The sequence below is a fragment of the Fibrella musci genome, from assembly GCF_041321105.1.
GTDB lineage: Bacteria > Bacteroidota > Bacteroidia > Cytophagales > Spirosomataceae > Fibrella > Fibrella musci.
On the sequence record NZ_JBGGWD010000001.1, the window covers coordinates 194,213 to 213,511 of the forward strand.

A 19,299-nucleotide genomic window follows, 5' to 3' on the forward strand; every position below is an offset into this window, starting at 1 on the left:
CGTTGGCAGGCTATGCACAATTCGCTCAATGTTGATAGGATTGTTCAATGACATGATACAATCGCTCAGCGACTCGTTGAACAATACGGGCAAACTTTGTGACAAATCCAATCCAAACGAATTTATAACCAATGGAAGTCCAAGAAGCCCCCAGTAAAATCATACCCCGTCCCGAGTTCAAATCACAGTATGAGAACTTCATCGGTGGCAAGTGGGTCGCTCCGATCGATGGCGACTACTTCAACAATACATCGCCCGTCGACAATAGCCTGATCGCCCGCGTTCCCCGGTCGAAAGCCGCCGATATTGAGCTGGCACTCGACGCAGCCCACAAGGCGTTTGCCAGTTGGTCGCGTACATCGGCCACCGAGCGCAGCAACCTGCTGCTCAAGATGGCAGACGTAATCGAGAAGAACCTGGAATTTCTGGCGCGCGTCGAGACCGTCGAAAACGGCAAAGCCGTCCGCGAAACACTGGCTGCCGACATCCCACTCTGTGTGGATCACTTCCGATACTTTGCGGGGGTTATCCGGGCTGAAGAGGGTTCAGTATCTGAACTCGACGCGACCACGGTTTCCATGATCATCAAAGAGCCGATTGGGGTTGTCGGGCAGATTATTCCGTGGAATTTTCCGCTGCTGATGGCTACCTGGAAAATGGCCCCCGCACTGGCGGCCGGCTGCTGTGTGGTGATGAAGCCCGCCGAGCAAACGCCCACCTCCATTCTGGTACTGATGGAACTGCTCGAAGGCCTGATCCCGCCGGGCGTAGTCAACATCGTAAACGGGTTCGGCCCGGAAGCGGGCAAACCACTGGCCCAATCGAAACGGATTGCCAAGGTGGCGTTCACGGGCGAAACCACCACGGGTCGCCTCATTATGCAATACGCTTCGGAAAACCTCATTCCGGTCACGATGGAACTGGGTGGTAAATCGCCTAACATTTTCATGGAATCCGTAGCCGATGCCGACGACGATTTCTTCGACAAATGCGTGGAAGGGGCCGTTATGTTTGCGCTGAACCAGGGCGAAGTCTGCACCTGCCCGTCGCGGATGCTGGTGCACGAGCGTGTGTATGATCGGTTCATCGAGCGCGTTATTCAGCGCACAGAAGCTATTAAACTGGGGCACCCACTCGACCCCGACACAATGATGGGCGCTCAGGCCAGCAACGATCAGTACGAAAAAATTCTGTCGTATATCGACATCGGCAAGCAGGAAGGCGCCGAAGTATTGACGGGTGGTGGCCCGGCCGGCCTGATTGGCGACGGCCTCGATGCCGGTTATTACATCAAGCCGACCATCTTCAAAGGCAATAACAAGATGCGCGTTTTCCAGGAAGAAATTTTCGGTCCCGTGGTGTCGGTTACCACGTTTAAGAATGCCGACGAGGCGCTGGCCGTTGCCAACGACACGCTCTATGGTCTTGGGGCCGGTTTCTGGTCGCGCGATGCACATGAACTGTATCAGATTCCCCGGCAGATTCAGGCGGGACGCGTGTGGGTCAACTGTTACCACCAATACCCAGCTCACGCGCCATTCGGTGGCTACAAGAAGTCGGGCTTCGGCCGTGAGAATCACCACATGATGCTTAACCACTACCGGCAGACAAAGAATCTGCTGATCTCGTACAGCAAAAGCAAGCTGGGCTTCTTCTGATCCCGGCGCGGTTGGGCAGCCAACCCGGAGGCAGGCTCCTTTGTAGCCTCGCCGGGTTGGCTGCCCACCTACGTACCTGACATCCCCCCCTACGTTATGACCAATCAGCCACTTACCCGCGTCGATGTAACGCCGGCCGCTGCCGAGATTATGCATAGGCTTCAGGCGCAGCACGGACCGCTGATGTTTCACCAGAGTGGCGGTTGCTGTGATGGCTCGTCGCCCATGTGTTACGCCAAAGGTGAGTTTATCATCGGCTCCACCGACGTGCTACTGGGCCAAGTCGAGGGTTGCGACTTTTGGATGGCCGACGATCAGTTCAACTACTGGAAACATACGCATTTGACCATCGACGTGACGCCGGGGCGAGGCGCCAGTTTCTCGCTGGAAATCCCCCTCGGTATTCGCTTTCTGATCCGGTCACGGCTGTTTACCGACACCGAATATGCACAGCTTTTCCCCGTTCAGGTTGGCGCGTAATGCGTAGTGTATTACCGTCGCCGGTGTGTTGGGCTCGTCTCGCAATCCGTTTGCAATAACAAAAAGCAATAACCTGTCTACCAGCAAATTGCGACCTTATCGTTTGGCACTCAGCAGCCAGTCGTAAGTGTTGCGGGGTTGGGGCAGGCCGTTGGGTTGCACTTGCAGGTACATCAGATGCAGGTGTGTCGGGGAGCGGGCTTTGTAGGCGTTCAGGCCCGTTCGGCCCACCTCCGCGATCTTCTGACCGGCACGTACCCAGTCGCCCATCGTGACGTTCACCACCCGATTGTGGGCGTAGTAAAACAGCCCATTTCGCACCGGATCGTAAACCCAGATCCAGTTGCCGCCCCGGTATTCCTGACCGGGTGTCCAGCCTGTTTCGATCGCCAGCACCAGCCCCTCACTCATCGACAGCACATCAACGGGTTTGCCATCACGGTCGTCGACCGAGTCCTGATTGGTATCGCGGATGAAAATATCCTGCGCCGGGTGGCTACCCCGCACGGTATAATCGAACAAATCGAACCCCTTAGCGCGATACCCTTCACCGTGTGAGCCACCAATGGCCGTCGGTGCGTAGCCGCGCAACGGAAAATACAGGGCAATCCGCTCACGGCCAGCGCTGGAGGTGGTATCTGAGGGGTAATCGACGTTGGTAACGTACCCAGCCCGAAGCCCGCGCATAATCTGGCTGAACGTCGCCCGCGCTGAATCGGGGCTGATGCTCTCCTCCCGAATCTGCACATACAGCGCATTGAACTGCTGGCAAAGCTCGTAGGGCGTTGGCTCAGGAATGGGCGTAGCGGGTACCTGCGACGAGGCAATGTTGATTCCGCCCAGCACAAACGCTAGCGACAAACTGGCAATTCGGGCTAGCCAGTGGGGCGATGATAGAGTTGACAAATTGACGCAATCGGTTTTTTGCCAAAAATAAGGGCTCTCGCCCATACCCCACGCACCTATAGGCTTCCCGGCGGGCAGAAAACCCGGTAAAACGTGTAGCTCACCGTCAGGGCCACAAAGGTGTAGTGATCTTTACGGTCGGGATCGCTCTGTGAGAGCCGGGGCGTGCCGGGGCCGGGGTTGGCTAGTCCGTCGAGGGAGTCGGAGGAGGTAAACCGGGTGCCAAACTCAGCCCCGATGCTCCACGGTCGAGCTATTTCGTACTTGATGCCAACACCAAGCGGAAAGGCAATGTTGATCGGTTTTTCGCCGGGGAGCCGTAGCCCATGACCAAACACCGCTACGCCACCAAACACATAGGGTGTCCAGTTTTTCACATTACGCAGGGGCGTGTAGTTCCGAAACTTATACTCGGCAGTAAGCGCTGCTTCGCGGATTGTATTCCGAAAAGCGGCCCCACGTGACTGTTGAAAGACATCCCGCGACAGACTGTCGGCCCCGACAAGACGCCCAACCAGCACCTGCGCCCGCACCGCAAACGAACGGCTGGGGTGATAGCGAAAAAACAGGGAACCTCCCAGCCGGGCAAATTGCGGATCGAGCGTGGGCGATACATCACCCTTGTAGAGCATGGCGCCCAAGCCACCGCCAATCTCAATTTTCTGGCTCAAGGCCAGCAATGGGCTGAGAAAAAGCCCGACTGCGAGAAGCCGGGCTATGGGTAGTTTCATACGTAGTCGCACACGTTAGCGAATAGGCGGACACTTGATCTTCGTCGGGATAATATACTGAATCTGGAAGCTCGTCAGCAAATACGAGTCCCGAATCGGAATTCGGCTACCGCCGCCGCGCTGCGTCAAAAGGGCCGGGTCAATGCCAGCGCCGGCAATCTGATTGATCCCGCCCAGCCGATCGTCGCCTGTGCGCGCCGCGAATCGTTCTTTGATGGCGAGGCCGGTAGTAGGATCATTTGTAAACGCGCGGTTCGAGAATTCCTGAGCCAGCGGTGTAGTCAGATCAGCCGGGTTGGGATAAGGACCGCCCACGTCGTCGAGGTAGTCCGTGAAGGTTGGAGAAATGCGAATTTCCGCCGCAATGTTGAAGAATTCGTTAAGAGCGTAACGAACGCCTAATCCAACAGGGATCGAAATCGTGACGAGCGAGTAAGGCTTGGCATAGCCGGGTTGCCCCTGCCCTTCCGTTCCCAGCGGTTGCAGCGCCACCCACTGTTGATTGCTCCGATCGGGGGTTTCGCCACTTACACTCGTCAGGCTCGTCAGCGCTTTGGGGTTGTGCGCCACCAGTGCCACACCGAACAAGGCATACGGCGTTACTTTGGGCCGTTCGCGGGGGGTACGTCCACTGGCAATGAAATCGTAGTTACCGATCAGCGCAAACTCTTTCAGGTCGTTGCGGAAGTGCAGGTTCCGGGCATATTGCGCGGCGTACTTGACCGGATCGCTCTTGGCAAAGGTGTAGTCGTCGCCCGTGATGCGTGCCCAGGTGAAGGAAGCCCGTGCGCCAAAATGCGGCGTAAACTGCCGGTTGTAGGATAACCCAACGTTCCAGCGGGGCAAGGTAAACAGCGTCTTGATCGGCTGACTGTAGCCCGCCAGATCGCCGAAGTAGGTAGACGTACCGCCTCCAAAAGCAACGTATGAGTAAGGAAGAAAGCGGGAATTCTGCCGGTACTGCGCGTACCCCTCGTGTCTGCTTCCGCCTACCAGCAGCGCCGACAGAATCCCCAAGGTAATGATATGTCTATAGGTCATGGAGTTGATTACGATATGAACCACCACGAGTGGCGGTTTGCTTTGAAAACGGCGTTGAATGCAATTTATTGGCCGCTGACGTGCTTTTCTATTTTCGATCAGTTGCGCACATCGAAGCCCCAGTTCAATTTACTGCGGAGCGTATTCAGGAAATTATCGTCATTCAACTTGACCAGTTTTGCCGAAAACTTCTCCCGTTGAACGTGCAATTTTGTTGCCACATCCACCGTCTTGGAGCGGGAATCCAGCGCGACCAGAAAATTTCCGCTACGGCTTTCTACCTCAAACGAAAGCTTGCAGGTGTCCATGATCACCATCGGGCGTACGTTCAGGTTATGCGGGCTGATGGGCGTGATAATAAAGTTGTTGGTATGAGGCAGCAAAACCGGCCCGCCGCAACTAAGCGAATAGCCTGTAGACCCGCTCGGCGTGGAGATGATGATCCCGTCGGCCCAGTATGAATTCAGAAATTCGCCGTCCAGGTACGTATGCACCGTGATCATCGACGAACTCTGGGTACGTGTGATGGTGAAATCGTTCAACCCGAAGGGAATGCCTTCGAAAATATCAGCCTCCGACTGCACACTGACCAGCGACCGCTCGTCAATGGTGTATTTCTTGTGAATAAGGGCGTGCAGCATGTACTGAATGCCGCCGGGCGATACGGTTGCCAGAAACCCCAGCCGCCCGATGTTGATGCCGACGATCGGGATTTCGCGCGGCCCTACCTGCGAGACAACATCGAGCAGCGTACCATCGCCACCAAGGCTGAAGGCGAAATCGGCATCGAAGATGTCGGCCGTGGTTTTGTAAGTCAGCTCGCTGTTGTGCGAGATTCCCGCCTCATCGATATACTGGCGGTAACTGGCCGACAGCTGGACTTCAGCACCCCGCGCCGCCAGTGTGTCGAACATCGACTGCACAAACGGGCGGGTCTGCTCCGAAAAAGTACGTCCGTGAATGGCAATCTTCATGGAAAGGCGTTTGGCGTTCGGCGTTTGCCGTCTGACGTTAGTTCTGCGCGTTCACGACGTAGATAACGTTAGACGTCAAACGTTAAACACCAAACGAATTAAGTATTCAAATAGCGGAGAAGCGCGTCGAGGCGTTCCTGATCAATACTGTCAATGGGGGCGCTGGCGAAGGCCGCGTCGATGGTGTAGCCAAACCGTTCCAGCGTCGATACGACGGCGGTAATGTCGCGCCGATTCAGCTTCAACGTCAGCCGCGACTTATCGACCATGCCATAGGCGGCGCTGCTGTAATAGCTGCTCACGATCTTGACGTTGTTCGACTCGACCAGTCGGCTGATCTCGGCCATCGAGTAATCCTGTTCGTCGAGTGCCAGCACTAGAATGGCGCCCGCCTCCTGAATGGCCAGATCGCGCGCAAACTGCCGCAGCAATTCACTGGCGCTCGCCGTGCCTATAAATTCATTGGCCGTATTGAGCACCGCCAGGACATCGAGCCGGTGCTCGTTGATCTGGGCAATCATTTCCAGCAGGTGCTGATTTTCCAGTACGAAAACGCCTTCCGCCAACCGCATCACGTCGGCAATGGGCCGCTGATCGTCGGGGAGATTCAACAACAGGTCTTCGCTGACAATGCCCATGTACTGGTTGATGTCAACGACGGCTAGTTGCGTTAAGTGATGTTCCTGCATCCAATCGAGCGCATCGGCAACGGTGTCGCCCGGCTTCAGAGCAGGTATCATGGGATCGATCAATTCGGCAGCCAACATAGTCCAAAAGGGGTATAACGCGCTTGTCAGGAAAACTAAGAAGTTTTTTTGATAGTTTGGAAAAGTTGGTCATCGGCCCGTTGCCTACTGGCCAACTGCTTCCACGCCTATCGGGTGTTTCTCAAGCCACTGCGTCAGCAGGGCATTGAAGCGTTTGGGATGTTCCATCATGGGCGCGTGACCACATTTGTCGATAAAATGCAGCTCGGTATTCGCGATGAGCCGTTCGAACTCATGGGCCACGTGCGGCGGTGTGATGGTGTCATTCAAACCCCATACCAATAACGTTGGCACGGTAATAAGGTGTAAATCTTTGGCTAGATTCGTCCGCTGTGCCGATTTGGCAATCTGCACGATGTTCATGCACTTCGGAATGCTGCTGGTTACCTCAAACACCTCATCGATAAGTTCTTTGCTGGCGACTTTGGGATCGTAAAAGGTGTAGGCCACGCGCTCGGCCACAAAATCGTAGCTACCACGTTTGGGAAACGACCCGCCCATGCCGTTTTCAAACAGCCCCGAACTGCCCGTCAGCACGAGCCGAAGCACCTCGTCGGGGTGTTTGAAAGTGTAGAGTAACCCCACGTGTCCACCCAGCGAGTTGCCGAGCAGTGTCAGGTTGGTGAGCCCACGAAACGCAACAAACCGCTCCACGAACGCCACCAGCCCGTCGAGGCTGGCTTCGCGCATAGGCATGTCGTAGATCGGCAACACCGGAATGACCACCCGGTACTGTCGGGAGAATGTCTCGATCACGTCGTCCCAGTTGCTGAGTGCGCCAAACAACCCATGTAGCAACAGCAGGCAATCGCCTTGTCCTTCATCGATGTAGTGGAATTCGCCTTCGTGGTGCACAGTCGTCATAAGGTGGTCGGTTTTGTCGTGATAAAGTTGTGGAGTAGCGCCAGCCCGCCCTCCGTCAGCACGGCTTCGGGATGAAACTGCACACCCCAAACGGGAAGGGTTCGGTGCCGGATCGCCATCACCTCGCCACTGGCTGTTGTCGCCGTTATCCGCAATGGCGCCGGTACGTTGGTCAGCGCCAGCGAGTGGTACCGGGTTACGTTGAAGCGCCGGGGTAACCCGCGAAACAACGGATCGGTCGAATCGACCTCAATGGCCGAAACCTTACCGTGAACGGGTCGCGGACTATGGCCCAATGTAGCCCCAAAAAACTGCCCGATAGCCTGCATGCCTAGACAAACGCCTAACAGAGGCAAACGGTTGTGATAATAGCGCACAGCCTCCATGAGGCAACCGGCGTCGGCGGGTGTGCCCGGCCCCGGCGACAGCACCACAGCATCGTAGGCGTCGGTCAGGATTGTATCGAACGGCTGGTCATTGCGGCGCACCACACACTCGGCCCCCACCTGCCGCAGGTAATCGACCAGCGTGTAGGTGAATGAATCGGCATTATCGAGCATGAGTAAACGCATGAGTGGCAGGTGTGCTGATGCCAAAAATGACACCTCTAAGAATAATTGTCAACCCTAAAAACACAAATCACTGTTAGACAGCATTTTATTTTTTTGTTAACTTGGATAAAGTCAATTTTTCACAAAAAAATGATGTTTGATCTACCGTCAGCCGACGTCGGGGCAGGGCGGTCGGCTTCATTCACTAGTACCCTTGTTTGGGGCTGTTGGTTCAGTAAGTTTGGCCCCTCGCCAAACAATCCGTTTTTTTGTCAGCAAACGAGTAACCTACACGCATCATTACCCTACACGAATGCCGATTGTGATTATTGGGGCCGGGGTTGCCGGCCTGACCTGCGCCAACTACCTGCATCAGCGGGGCCGCGATGTGTTGGTGCTCGAAGCCAGCGATGGCGTGGGGGGCCGGGTACGTACCGACCTGGTCGACGGCTTCCGGCTCGACCGGGGTTTTCAGATTCTGCTGACGGCCTATCCCGAAGCGCAGCGGCTGCTCAATTATGCCGCCCTCGACCTGCGGCTGTTCCGCTCGGGCGCCCGCATCCACCACGACGAAGGGGGCGCGGGTGAACGCTGGATGACCTTGCTCAACCCGTTCAGTGAACCACTTAGCATCTTCCAGACGCTGACATCACCCATCGGTACGTTGGCCGACAAGCTGCGAATTGTGGAGCTGATCCGGCACGTGCAGGGAATGGCGAGCGACGAGTTGTTTGGGCAGACCGCCACCACCACGGCAACGTACCTGCGCGAACAGGGCTTTTCTGAGCAGATCATCGAACGTTTCTTTCGGCCTTTTTTCGGCGGCGTTTTTCTGGAAGACGACCTGACCACATCGAGTAATTTCTTTGAGTTCTGCTTCAAAAACTTCTTTCTCGGCGACGCCGCCATTCCGGCACTGGGCATCGGGCAGATTCCGGCCCAACTGGCCGGCCGCCTGCCCGCTGATAGCCTGCGCCTCAACGTACCTGTCGATCGCGTACAGGGCAAAACGGTGCACCTGGCGTCGGGGCAGCAGATCCAGGCCGACGCCGTAGTACTGGCCGTCGACGCCACCTCGGCCGCGCGGCTACGGGGCGAGGTCATTCCGCAACCTACCGCCTTCAACCACACTACCTGCACCTATTTTGCCGCCCCGGCCAGCACCCGCCCCGACGCCCTCAAGCCCGACAAGCTGCTGCTGCTGAACACCAAACGATCGTCGTCGGTCCATAACCTGGCGATCCTGAGCGATGTATCGCCCGCCTACGCCCCCGCCGATCAGCTGCTCATCTCGGTCAGCACGCAGGGGCTGTTACAGGTCGATCCAGCGGCTCTGGCCACAACGCTCCGCTCGGAGTTGACCAACTGGTATGGCGACTCGGTGCAGGGATGGCGCCACCTGCGCACCGATCATCTACCACAGGCACTGCCCGCCTACGGCCCAACGGCAAAACATCAACCGCTTCAACTGGCCGACTCGCTCTATCAGTGCGGTGACCAGACAGCTTACCCTTCGCTCAACGCCGCCATGCAAACCGGGCGGCTCGTTGCTGAACTACTTTAACCACCCCACCCCTAGCCCCTCCCCTGGAAACAGGGGAGGGAGATCGGCACTTCAGTAGCTCCGCCAGCGGAGCTTTTGGGTAGTGCTACTCCCCTCTCCTTCATTTAAGGGGAGGGCCGGGGCGGTCCCGCGTCCGGGTGGGGTAATACCCCTCCTATTATCAATCACACTATGCATCGCTCTGGCCTTACGTTCTTTCTGCTTCTCCTCACTGTCCTGTCATTCGGACAGTCTACCCCCGACAACGAGTATAACCTCATCCCTTTTCCGGCTAAGTTCTCGGGGGGTGCGGGCCGGTTTACCCTCACCCCAACCACCCGCGTGCTCACCACAGGGAAAGACCCCGGCCAAACGGCAGCAGCCCAATTGCTGGCGGCGCAACTCAAACTCACGAGCGGACTTCCGATTGCAATGGCCACGAGCAGCCCCGCTCTGGCAAAGGGGAAACACATCGTGTTCGACAAGCACACCGAAGGCCGCTGTGGCCACGAAGGTTACACCCTTCGGGTAACGCCCGACGGCGTGCGCGTGACGGCCGAAACGCCCAAAGGCTATTTCTACGCGGTGCAAACGCTGATGCAGTTACTGCCGCCGGCGGTGTATGGCAACGTACCTGTACCCGCAGCCAACTGGTCGATGCCCGCCTGCGATTTGCTCGACCGGCCACGGTTTGCTTACCGGGGGCTTATGCTCGACGTGAGCCGCCATTTTATGCCCGCCTCGTTCATCAAGAAGTTCATCGACGTGATGGCTATGCAGAAGATGAACACCTTCCACTGGCACCTGACCGACGATCAGGGCTGGCGCATCGAGATCAAGAAATACCCGAAACTCACGCAGGTGGGTTCACAGCGAAGCGAGACGCTCATTGGCCACTACGCCGAAAACTACCCGCAGCAGTATGACGGCAAGCCTTATGGCGGCTTCTACACGCAGGAACAGATTAAAGACGTGGTGCGCTATGCGGCAGCCCGCCATGTGACCATCGTGCCCGAAATCGAACTGCCGGGCCACGCCCTGGCGGCGCTGGCAGCTTACCCCGAACTCGGCTGTGAGCCCAGCAAAGGCTACGCCGTGGGCACCCGCTGGGGGGTTATTCGGGATGTGTACTGCCCGTCGGACAAAACGTTCTCGTTTATTCAGGATGTGCTGACGGAGGTGATGGGCCTTTTCCCCGGCAAATACATTCACATCGGGGGCGACGAATGCCCCAAAGACGCCTGGAAGAACAGCACGTTTTGTCAGGCGCTGATTAAAAAACTGAAGCTCAAGAATGAGGAAGAACTGCAAAGCTATTTCATTCAGCGGGTCGAGAAGTTTGTGAACAGCAAGGGCCGGGCTATCATTGGCTGGGACGAAATTCTGGAAGGGGGCCTGGCGCCAAACGCCACCGTGATGAGCTGGCGGGGTATTCAGGGCGGTATCGAGGCGGCCAAACAAAAGCACAACGTGGTGATGACGCCGGGGCAGTTTTGCTACCTCGACAAGTACCAGGCCGATCCCGCCACCGAACCGCTGACCATTGGCGGCTACCTGCCCCTCGAAAAAGTCTACGGCTACGAACCCGTTCCGACCGAACTATCGGCGAGCGAACAAAAATTCATTCAGGGCGTGCAGGGCAACCTCTGGACAGAATACATCAAAACGCCCGAAGCCGTCGAGTACATGGTTTTCCCACGCGCCGTGGCTCTTGCCGAAATCGGCTGGATGCCCGCCGGACCGCGCAACTTTGAAGACTTCACCGCCCGGCTCAAGACCCACCTGCAACGCCTTGATCAGAAACAGGTCAACTACGCCAAACGGCTGCTCGACGTGCGGGCCGAAACGCAGTTTACGGGCGAAGGAGCGGCGACACCCGGTCAGCTTCAGGTACGTCTCGGCAAACTGGATACCGACAGCAAGATTTATTTCACCACGAACGGCAAAGAGCCTCGTGCGGACGCGTCGACGGAATACATTGCCCCGATCACACTGACGAAAACCACGACCATCCGGGCCATCACCGTTCCCGGCAACGATAAACCGTTTTCGGAGACGTTCTACATTCACCGGGCCAAAGGCAAACCGTACACCTACGTCGGCAACGTACCTGGCGACGACGGCCGCAAAAAGCTCACCGACGGGCAGGTCGCCAGCAGCCCTAAAGACGACCGCCCGTGGGTGCAGGTAGGTGGCACCGACATTCAGCTCACCATCGACCTTGGCGAGGTGAAACCCGTTACGAAGGTGTCGTTATCGTTTCTGAAGAAGGTGATGTTCGGGGTGTTACCGCCTAAATCCGTAGAGGTGGCGCTCTCGCGGGAAGGCGATTCGTTCAAAGATGCCATTGCCCAGCCCATCAACGAGCCGCTGGAAGGCCCTTGGCGTATCGTACCCGCCGTTGCCGACTTTAAAACCGCCCGCGCCCGCTACATCCGCGTGACGGTCAAAAACTACGGCAACGTACCCAACGACCCCACCAACGAGCGCAGCGGCCGCCCCGCCGCGCTGGCTATTGATGAGGTAATCGTCGAGTAGCGTTTCGGGTTTAAAGTTTGACGTTTAACGTTGTCTGATGTCGCCCAAATCAACGTCAAACCTTAGACGTTAAACATCAAACGCAATCGCTCAATGAACCGCTTTTTTTCGTATATTAAGGGTATGGAACAGACAACAAATTCACTTGAGATATTGACCCAGCCAATCCAGCCTGAAGAGATTGAATGGCGGGTTCAGATGCAGACCAAAACCGGCAAATTGATTGTAGTACCCTACATCACCAACCGTTGCGTGATGGAGCGGTTCGACCGGCAGTTTGGCTGGCAAAACTGGCAGAATGAGATCACCGAAATCCAGGGAGGCTTTCTCTGCAAAATCACGGTTACGGTCCCTGCCACGCACTCTGCTCCTGCCGTGTCGCTCGCCAAAATGGATGGGGCCAGCCGCACCGACATTGAACCAGTGAAAGGGGGTATTTCGGATGCCATGAAGCGTTGCGCTGTTCAGTTTGGTCTGGGTCGTTCGCTCTATAATTACCCCCGGGTCATGATCGACACGCCCGATAAATTCATACCCGAGTGGGCCACTCAACAACTAGACGTGCTGGTCAAGAAAATCAACGACGGTAGCTACCGGGGCGGCGACATGGTCGTTCTAAAGGCCTCATACCAGAAAGCCTGACGACTCGTTAGTCAATATCAACGCAACAAGGCGGTTAGCAACAAGGGATTCCTTGCGGTTAACCGCCTTGTTGCGTTGGTACGGCCTGTTACTAGAGGAGATGTATACCCGCTATAACTGACTTACCGTATAAGATTAGAAATTTATTAGAGGCAGCCTATATGATACCGCCCTCGCTAATAAAACAATTTATTGACAGTCAACGACTTAACAGAAAAAACAGTTGATTCAATTTTTAGGATTCACCAACGATAGGCTGCACACTGTTTAGCCTTTAACCGAAAACGTTAAACAAAACATTTTAATGAGCGTTAAGAGGTCAGTTGTCAGTTCAATCAACCTGCAAACTTTCTTTAACATTAACTGTAACCTTATGCATTTCAGTCAACATCCCTTTCGGACACTGGCAGGCTGTCTGCTTCTCTTCGTTACTCTTTTTGCTAGCAGCTGCAAGAAAGATGGTACACCCGTCACGCAGACCAACACCATTACGGACATTGTCCAATCTGACAATCGGTTTACAATCCTGCGGGCAGCCGTCATCAAGGCTGGATTAGCCGATGCGCTTCGCGGCGGTAATCTGACGGTCTTTGCGCCAACGGACGATGCCTTCCGGGCAGCTGGGATTACCGCCGACGCCGTGAGCAATTCGCTGACAGCCGCTCAACTTACCCCAATTCTCCAATATCACGTGCTGAGCAGCCGGGTACCGGCGGCCAACATCCCCACGGCGGTCAATACGCCTCAGCAAACGCTGCTGACCACCAACGGTACGGTTTATATTACCAAAACAGGCAACAACGTGTCGGTTAACGGACGGCGCGTGACCATCGCCGACGTACCTGCCGATAACGGCGTGGTGCACGTCATCGATGGGGTGCTGATGCCGCCCACGGGCGACGTTGTAACCGCCGTACTAGCTGATCCACAGAATTACAGTTTGCTAGCTGCCGCGGTGCAGCGGGCCGGTGCGGGCGTCGTTACGGCACTCCAGTCGACGACAGCAGCCACACTCTTCGCCCCAACGAATCAGGCCTTCATTGATGCCGGTTTGAGTGCAACGGCCATCGCTGCGGCTCCCCCGGCTACGCTTCAACGAGTGCTGTCGTACCACGTCGTACCGGGCCGCGTCTTTTCAACCCAACTCACCGATGGCCAGACCAGCCCGACGCTGTTGGGTGCCACCCCGACGCTCCGCTTTGGCGTAACCGGAACGGGCGTGACCGTGACGGGCGCGGGTAACGGCACTAGTGCGTCAAACGTGACGAGTGCCAATATTCTGACGACGAACGCCGTCATCCACCGAATCGACCGCGTGCTTTTGCCCGGCTCCTGATCAACGGCCTTTTTTCATCCTTTCGATGAGCGGCTCCGTCCGGTTCGTGCTGTTGCCTTTCGCACAGTGTGGGCCGGGCGGAGCCTTTTTTAGCGGCTAATCGAGCCTGAAACCGGAATCAAAAGCGTATACAGCCTGTTGTTTTTTTAGAGTCATTTGTAGTCATAGACGGCCATCCGTCGCCATTCATTGCCGCAATCAATGAGCGGTAGTCCCTGACGATCGATGACTGCAACAGACTTTTTATAATGGCAAAACCACAGCATAAGCTCTTCCTGCTCGACGCCCTCGCCCTCATCTATCGGGCTCATTTCGCTTTCAACAAAAACCCACGCATCTCGTCGAAAGGCGTGAATACGAGCGCTGTTTTTGGCTTCATGAACTCGCTGATGGAGGTGTTGCAGAAAGAGAAGCCCACGCACATCGGCGTCGCGTTCGACCACTCGAAAAAGACCTTCCGGCACGAGCAGTTTCCGATGTACAAAGCCACCCGGCAGTCGCAGCCCGAAGATATTTCGGTGGCTATTCCGTACATCAAGCAGATTGTGGAGGCCATGAATATCCCAATGCTGATTAAGGAGGGCTACGAAGCCGACGACATCATCGGGACGCTCTCCCAAAAAGCCTGTCAGGCGGGTGATTTCGAGGTGTATATGATGACGCCCGACAAAGATTACGGGCAGCTGGTCAACGACTGTGTGTTTATTTACAAGCCCGCGTTTATGGGCAAACCGGCCGAAAAGCAGGGCGTCAAAGAAATCTGCGACCGCTGGGGCATCGAGCACGTCGGGCAGGTGATCGACATGCTCGGGCTGATGGGGGATTCGGTCGATAACATTCCAGGCATTCCGGGCATTGGCGAAAAAACGGCGCAGAAACTGATTGCCGATTACGGCAGTGTCGAAAATCTCATCGCCAACGCCGATCAACTGAAAGGCAAGCTGAAAGAGAATGTCGTTCAATACGGGCAACAGGGGCTGTTGTCGAAAGAACTGGCTACCATCCATCTGGAAGTGCCCGTGCCGTTCGATGAAGCCGCCCTGCGCCTGACCGACTACGACAGACCCCGCCTCGCTGCTCTGCTCGACGAACTGGAGTTTCGGCAAATGAAGACCCGCCTGCTGGGCGACGATCCCGTTGGTGCGGGGCAGGCGCCTGCTTCGGTTAGTGCCAAACCAGCCAACGGGCAAATGGGCCTCTTCGACCCCACGCCGGCCTTTATACCCATGCCAGCGGCGGCACCCAGCGGTGCCGACGACCTACCCTTCCAGTTCGACGACAGTTTTGCGCCGGCCCTTACCACGCCCGAACCAAAGAAAACGCGAGCAAAAAAAACAGCCGTCAACGTACCTGTTGCGTCAGGCGAAGCCGCCACACCGGGCGCTGTGACCGATTCAGCAGGCATCGAAGACGCACCGGGCGCCGAGTCGCCTGCCAGGTTGGCTAGTTGGGGCGACGATGCGCACGAAATTGAACTCGACCCCAATTTCTCCGCCGAGCCTCGCAAAACCATTCATTCGGTCGTGCACGATTACCGACTGGTCGACACGCCCGAGCTGCGCGCCGCGCTGGTAACGTACCTGAACGAGCAAACCAAGGTCTGCTTCGACTCCGAAACCACCGCCATCGACCCCGTCGAGGCTGATCTGGTGGGGATGTCGTTTTCGTACCGCAAGGGCGAAGCGTTCTACGTACCTGTGCCGCCCGATCGGGCCGAAGCCCAGGCTGTGGTGGATGGATTCAAGCCCTTTTTTGAGAATGAAGCCATCGAGAAAGTCGGCCAAAACCTGAAGTACGACCTGCTGATGCTCAAGAAGTATGGCGTGGTAGTACGCGGGCCACTTTTCGACACCATGCTCGCCCACTACCTGATTGAGCCCGAACAGCGGCACAATATGGATGTGATGGCCGAAGTCTACCTCAACTACGCACCGGTGGCGATCGAATCGTTGATCGGTAAAAAAGGCAAAGGGCAGCTCACGATGCGCGAGGTCGACGTGCAGCAGGTGGTGGAATACGCGGGCGAAGATGCCGACGTCACCCTGCAATTGCGCGACACGTTTGAGCCGATGCTCAACAAAGACAACCTGCACAAGCTGTTCGATCAGGTCGAAATGCCCCTTGTGCGGGTGCTGGCCGATCTGGAGCTGGAAGGCATCACGCTCGACACCGGCGCCCTGAAAGAGCTGTCGGCCACGCTCGATACCGACATGCGGCAGGTGCAGAGCGAGATTTACGAAATTGCGGGCGGCGAGTTCAACATTGGCTCTCCCAAACAGCTGGGCGAAGTGCTGTTCGACAAACTCAAACTCGACAAGAACGCCAAGAAGACCAAAACCGGCCAATATGCCACCGGCGAAGAGGTGCTCTCGAAGCTGGAAGCCGAAAACCCGATCATCGGCAAAATCCTGGATTACCGGGAGCTGATTAAGCTGAAGAACACTTACGTCGATGCCCTGCCACTGCTGATTTCGTCGCGCACGGGCCGTGTGCATACCTCGTTCAATCAGGCCGTTGCGGCGACGGGGCGGCTCTCGAGCACTAATCCGAACCTGCAAAACATTCCGATACGTACCCCGCGCGGTCAGGAGATCCGGAAAGCGTTTGTGCCCCGCTCCGACGAGTTTCTGATTATGTCGGCCGACTACTCGCAGATCGAGTTGCGCATCATGGCGGCTTTCAGCGGCGACCAGACCATGCTCGACGCCTTTAACAACGGTATCGACATTCACACGCAGACGGCGAGCAAGGTATTCCACGTACCCATTAGCGATGTAACGGGCGAAATGCGCCGCAAAGCTAAGACCATCAACTTCGGGATCATCTACGGCATCTCGTCGTTCGGGCTGGCGCAGCGGCTCAAAATTCCGCGCAAGGAAGCGAGCCAGATCATCGAAGAGTACTTCCAGGAATTCCCGGCGGTGAAGGCGTATATGGATCAGAGTATCGAGAAAGCGCGCGGTTTTGGCTACGCCGAAACGATTCTGGGCCGGCGGCGGTACCTGCGCGACATCAACTCCCGCAACATCACCGACCGCATGTTTGCCGAGCGTAACGCCATCAACGCGCCCATTCAGGGCAGCGCCGCCGACATGCTGAAGATCGCCATGATCCGTATCCACGAGTTCATGTCGCAGGAACAGCTCAAGTCGAAGATGATCCTGACCGTGCATGACGAACTGGTCTTCGACGCTCACAAATCGGAACTCGATTACCTCAAAGAAAACGTCGACCGCATCATGAAAACCGCCATTCCGATGGCCGTTCAAATGGAAACGGGCGTAGGCTTCGGCGAGAACTGGCTGGTCGCGCACTAAACGAAAAAAATGGAACGCGGATGACGCGGATTTAGGGGATGATTGCGGATGCCAGGGGGATCGAACGGAATCTGCAACTACCATTTAATGAATTCGTGATCATCACTTAAATCCACGCTATCCCCGTTCCCACCTTTTTACCCCGCCCAACGGCGGGGTTTTTTGTATCTTTGTCTACACAGTTAGCCCCCATGACGGAAACTTTTACGCAACTCGATGAACTGGACACTGTTGCTCAGCAACTGGTGGCCGAGGCCGACAATCAGCGTGTGTGGCTGTTTGAGGGCGACATGGGCGTTGGTAAAACGACGCTGATCAAAGCCCTGTGCCGGGCGGTGGGTGTGGTGAGTGTAGTACAAAGCCCGACCTTCGGGCTGGTGAACGAGTACAGCACCCAGACCGGCGATTCGGTCTATCACTTTGACTGTTACCGCCTCCGCAATGAGGCCGAAGCGCTCGACATCGGCCTCGACGAGTACCTCGACTCCGGGGCGTATTGCTTTATCGAATGGCCCGAACGCATTGAGTCGCTCTGGCCACCAACTTATTACCTCATCCAACTGACGGCTGACCCGAACGGCGTCCGCACTGTAGAAACCAAGCGTGTTCAATGAGGGCCGGTCCCGGTTGCCTTAGTCGGCCTATCGCCTCGCCCCTACCGCGCATTGTTCATTAACCTCCCCTTTCATGACTGGCTTCGAAGAACTAGCGAAACAAACAGCCCTGTATACCAAAGAGTCGCCCGCGCCTGTCAAGAGTTCGCAGCATAGTTTACTCATTGGCTTACCCCGAGAAGTTTCGTTACAGGAAAACCGCATCGCCCTGACGCCCGAAGCCGTGGCCATTCTTGTGCGCAACGGCCATGAAGTAATCGTAGAGACAGGGGCGGGTATCGGCGCCAAGTTCAGCGATTCGGACTACAGCGAAGCCGGAGCGCAGATCGCCAAATCGCCTAAGGAGGTATATGAGGCCAACCTGATCCTGAAAATCGAGCCGCTAGTCGACGAGGAATTTCAGCACCTAAAACAAGGCACCACGGTTATTTCGGCCCTGAACCTACCCGCACACGAACGCCCTTATTTCGAAAAGCTCAACGAACGCCACATCACCGGCATCGGCTACGAATACATTGAGGATCAGGCGGGGGGCATGCCCGTTATCCGGTCGATGAGCGAAATTGCGGGCAGCACCGTCATGCTCATTGCCGGGGAATACCTCAGCAGCAGCGCCAACGGCCGGGGCATCATCCTGGGCGGCATCACGGGCGTACCACCCACCAAAGTGGTGTTTCTGGGCGCAGGCACAGTCACCGAATACGCCACCCGCACGGCTCTGGGCATGGGTGCCGATGTGAAGGTGTTCGACAAAGACCTGTACAAACTTCAGCGTTTCAAATACGCCGTAGGTACGTCGGTATACACGTCGATCCTCGATTCCGACACGCTGACCGAAGCCATCGAACGGGCCGATGTGGTGATTGGTGCCCTCCGCGCCGACGACGGCCTGAGCCCGGTGGTCGTTACCGACGAGATGGTGTCACGCATGAAACCCAATTCGGTCATTATCGACGTGGCCATCGATCAGGGGGGCAATTTCGCCACCTCGCGCATGACGTCGCACAAAAACCCGACGTTCCGCACCCACGAGGTCATCCATTTCTGCGTGCCGAACATCGCCGCCCGCGTGGCGCATACGGCAAGCATGGCGCTGAGCAACATCTTCCTGCCGTTTTTGCTGCAAACCGGCACCAACGGCGGTATCGAAGCCATGATCTACGCCAACCGCTGGTTTATGCGGGGCGTTTATTGCCACAAAGGCACGCTCACCAACCTCTACATCGCCCGCAAATTCGGCATGCGCTTCAAAGACCTGGAACTGCTACTGGGGGCCAGCCGGTTTTAGGTATAGTTTGACGTTTGTCGTTTACCGTTTGATGTTTTGTTCAGAGCGG

General features: G+C 56.5%; 16 protein-coding genes. 9 read left to right on the forward strand and 7 right to left on the reverse strand.

The genetic code is table 11. The features are described from left to right. Window positions 1-131: 131 nt before the first annotated feature. Both ACAW74_RS00840 and ACAW74_RS00845 read left to right on the forward strand, forming a co-directional pair. Window positions 132-1,658, forward strand: a complete 1,527-nt coding sequence (locus ACAW74_RS00840) for an aldehyde dehydrogenase family protein (RefSeq protein WP_370696288.1) — start codon at window positions 132-134, stop codon at window positions 1,656-1,658. 96 nt (window positions 1,659-1,754) lie between these two features. Continuing rightward, on the forward strand, window positions 1,755-2,138 hold the full coding sequence (locus ACAW74_RS00845) for a DUF779 domain-containing protein (protein ID WP_370696289.1): 384 nt from the start codon (window positions 1,755-1,757) through the stop codon (window positions 2,136-2,138). A 96-nt stretch (window positions 2,139-2,234) separates the two neighbouring features. On the opposite strand, the gene ACAW74_RS00850 is transcribed toward ACAW74_RS00845, so the two are convergent. From ACAW74_RS00850 to ACAW74_RS00880, 7 genes are all read right to left on the reverse strand, one after another. Then, window positions 2,235-3,089, reverse strand: coding sequence for a M23 family metallopeptidase (locus tag ACAW74_RS00850; RefSeq protein WP_370696290.1), 855 nt, complete (start codon window positions 3,087-3,089; stop codon window positions 2,235-2,237). Window positions 3,090-3,100: 11 nt separating this feature from the next. Next, window positions 3,101-3,775, reverse strand: coding sequence for a type IX secretion system protein PorG (gene porG, locus ACAW74_RS00855; RefSeq protein WP_370696291.1), 675 nt, complete (start codon window positions 3,773-3,775; stop codon window positions 3,101-3,103). 15 nt (window positions 3,776-3,790) lie between these two features. Then, window positions 3,791-4,816, reverse strand: a complete 1,026-nt coding sequence (locus tag ACAW74_RS00860; protein ID WP_370696292.1) for a hypothetical protein — start codon at window positions 4,814-4,816, stop codon at window positions 3,791-3,793. A gap of 98 nt (window positions 4,817-4,914) precedes the next feature. Beyond that, window positions 4,915-5,790 carry an NAD kinase gene (locus tag ACAW74_RS00865; protein ID WP_370696293.1) on the reverse strand — a complete coding sequence of 292 codons (876 nt, stop codon included), beginning with the start codon at window positions 5,788-5,790 and terminating at the stop codon, window positions 4,915-4,917. A 98-nt stretch (window positions 5,791-5,888) separates the two neighbouring features. Then, window positions 5,889-6,557 (reverse strand): CBS domain-containing protein, encoded by a 669-nt coding sequence (locus ACAW74_RS00870; protein WP_370696294.1) that lies wholly within the window; start codon window positions 6,555-6,557, stop codon window positions 5,889-5,891. 84 nt (window positions 6,558-6,641) lie between these two features. Further along, window positions 6,642-7,421, reverse strand: a complete 780-nt coding sequence (locus ACAW74_RS00875; protein WP_370696295.1) for an alpha/beta fold hydrolase — start codon at window positions 7,419-7,421, stop codon at window positions 6,642-6,644. Continuing rightward, window positions 7,418-7,993, reverse strand: coding sequence for an anthranilate synthase component II (locus ACAW74_RS00880; RefSeq protein ID WP_370696296.1), 576 nt, complete (start codon window positions 7,991-7,993; stop codon window positions 7,418-7,420). Before ACAW74_RS00880 ends, ACAW74_RS00875 begins: the two co-directional genes overlap by 4 nt. Window positions 7,994-8,285: 292 nt before the next feature. Between ACAW74_RS00880 and ACAW74_RS00885 the strand changes: the two genes are divergently transcribed. The 7 genes from ACAW74_RS00885 to ACAW74_RS00915 all read left to right on the forward strand — a co-directional run bounded on the left by ACAW74_RS00885 (window position 8,286) and on the right by ACAW74_RS00915 (window position 19,250). Beyond that, the gene (locus ACAW74_RS00885) at window positions 8,286-9,536 is read left to right on the forward strand and encodes a protoporphyrinogen/coproporphyrinogen oxidase (RefSeq protein ID WP_370696297.1); all 1,251 of its coding nucleotides are present in this window, start codon (window positions 8,286-8,288) and stop codon (window positions 9,534-9,536) included. A 171-nt stretch (window positions 9,537-9,707) separates the two neighbouring features. Beyond that, the gene (locus ACAW74_RS00890; protein WP_370696298.1) at window positions 9,708-12,053 is read left to right on the forward strand and encodes a glycoside hydrolase family 20 protein; all 2,346 of its coding nucleotides are present in this window, start codon (window positions 9,708-9,710) and stop codon (window positions 12,051-12,053) included. Between the two features lie 123 nt (window positions 12,054-12,176). Next, window positions 12,177-12,695: a Rad52/Rad22 family DNA repair protein gene (locus ACAW74_RS00895; protein WP_370696299.1), complete on the forward strand. Its 519-nt coding sequence runs from the start codon at window positions 12,177-12,179 to the stop codon at window positions 12,693-12,695. A 373-nt stretch (window positions 12,696-13,068) separates the two neighbouring features. Then, window positions 13,069-14,031, forward strand: coding sequence for a fasciclin domain-containing protein (locus ACAW74_RS00900; protein WP_370696300.1), 963 nt, complete (start codon window positions 13,069-13,071; stop codon window positions 14,029-14,031). A 248-nt stretch (window positions 14,032-14,279) separates the two neighbouring features. Further along, the gene (gene polA, locus ACAW74_RS00905; RefSeq protein ID WP_370696301.1) at window positions 14,280-17,348 is read left to right on the forward strand and encodes a DNA polymerase I; all 3,069 of its coding nucleotides are present in this window, start codon (window positions 14,280-14,282) and stop codon (window positions 17,346-17,348) included. Window positions 17,349-17,539: 191 nt separating this feature from the next. Further along, window positions 17,540-17,962: a tRNA (adenosine(37)-N6)-threonylcarbamoyltransferase complex ATPase subunit type 1 TsaE gene (tsaE, locus tag ACAW74_RS00910; protein ID WP_370696302.1), complete on the forward strand. Its 423-nt coding sequence runs from the start codon at window positions 17,540-17,542 to the stop codon at window positions 17,960-17,962. A 73-nt stretch (window positions 17,963-18,035) separates the two neighbouring features. Next, entirely contained in the window at window positions 18,036-19,250 is a 1,215-nt protein-coding gene (locus tag ACAW74_RS00915; protein ID WP_370696303.1) for an alanine dehydrogenase, read from the forward strand. Window positions 19,251-19,299: the final 49 nt, after the last annotated feature.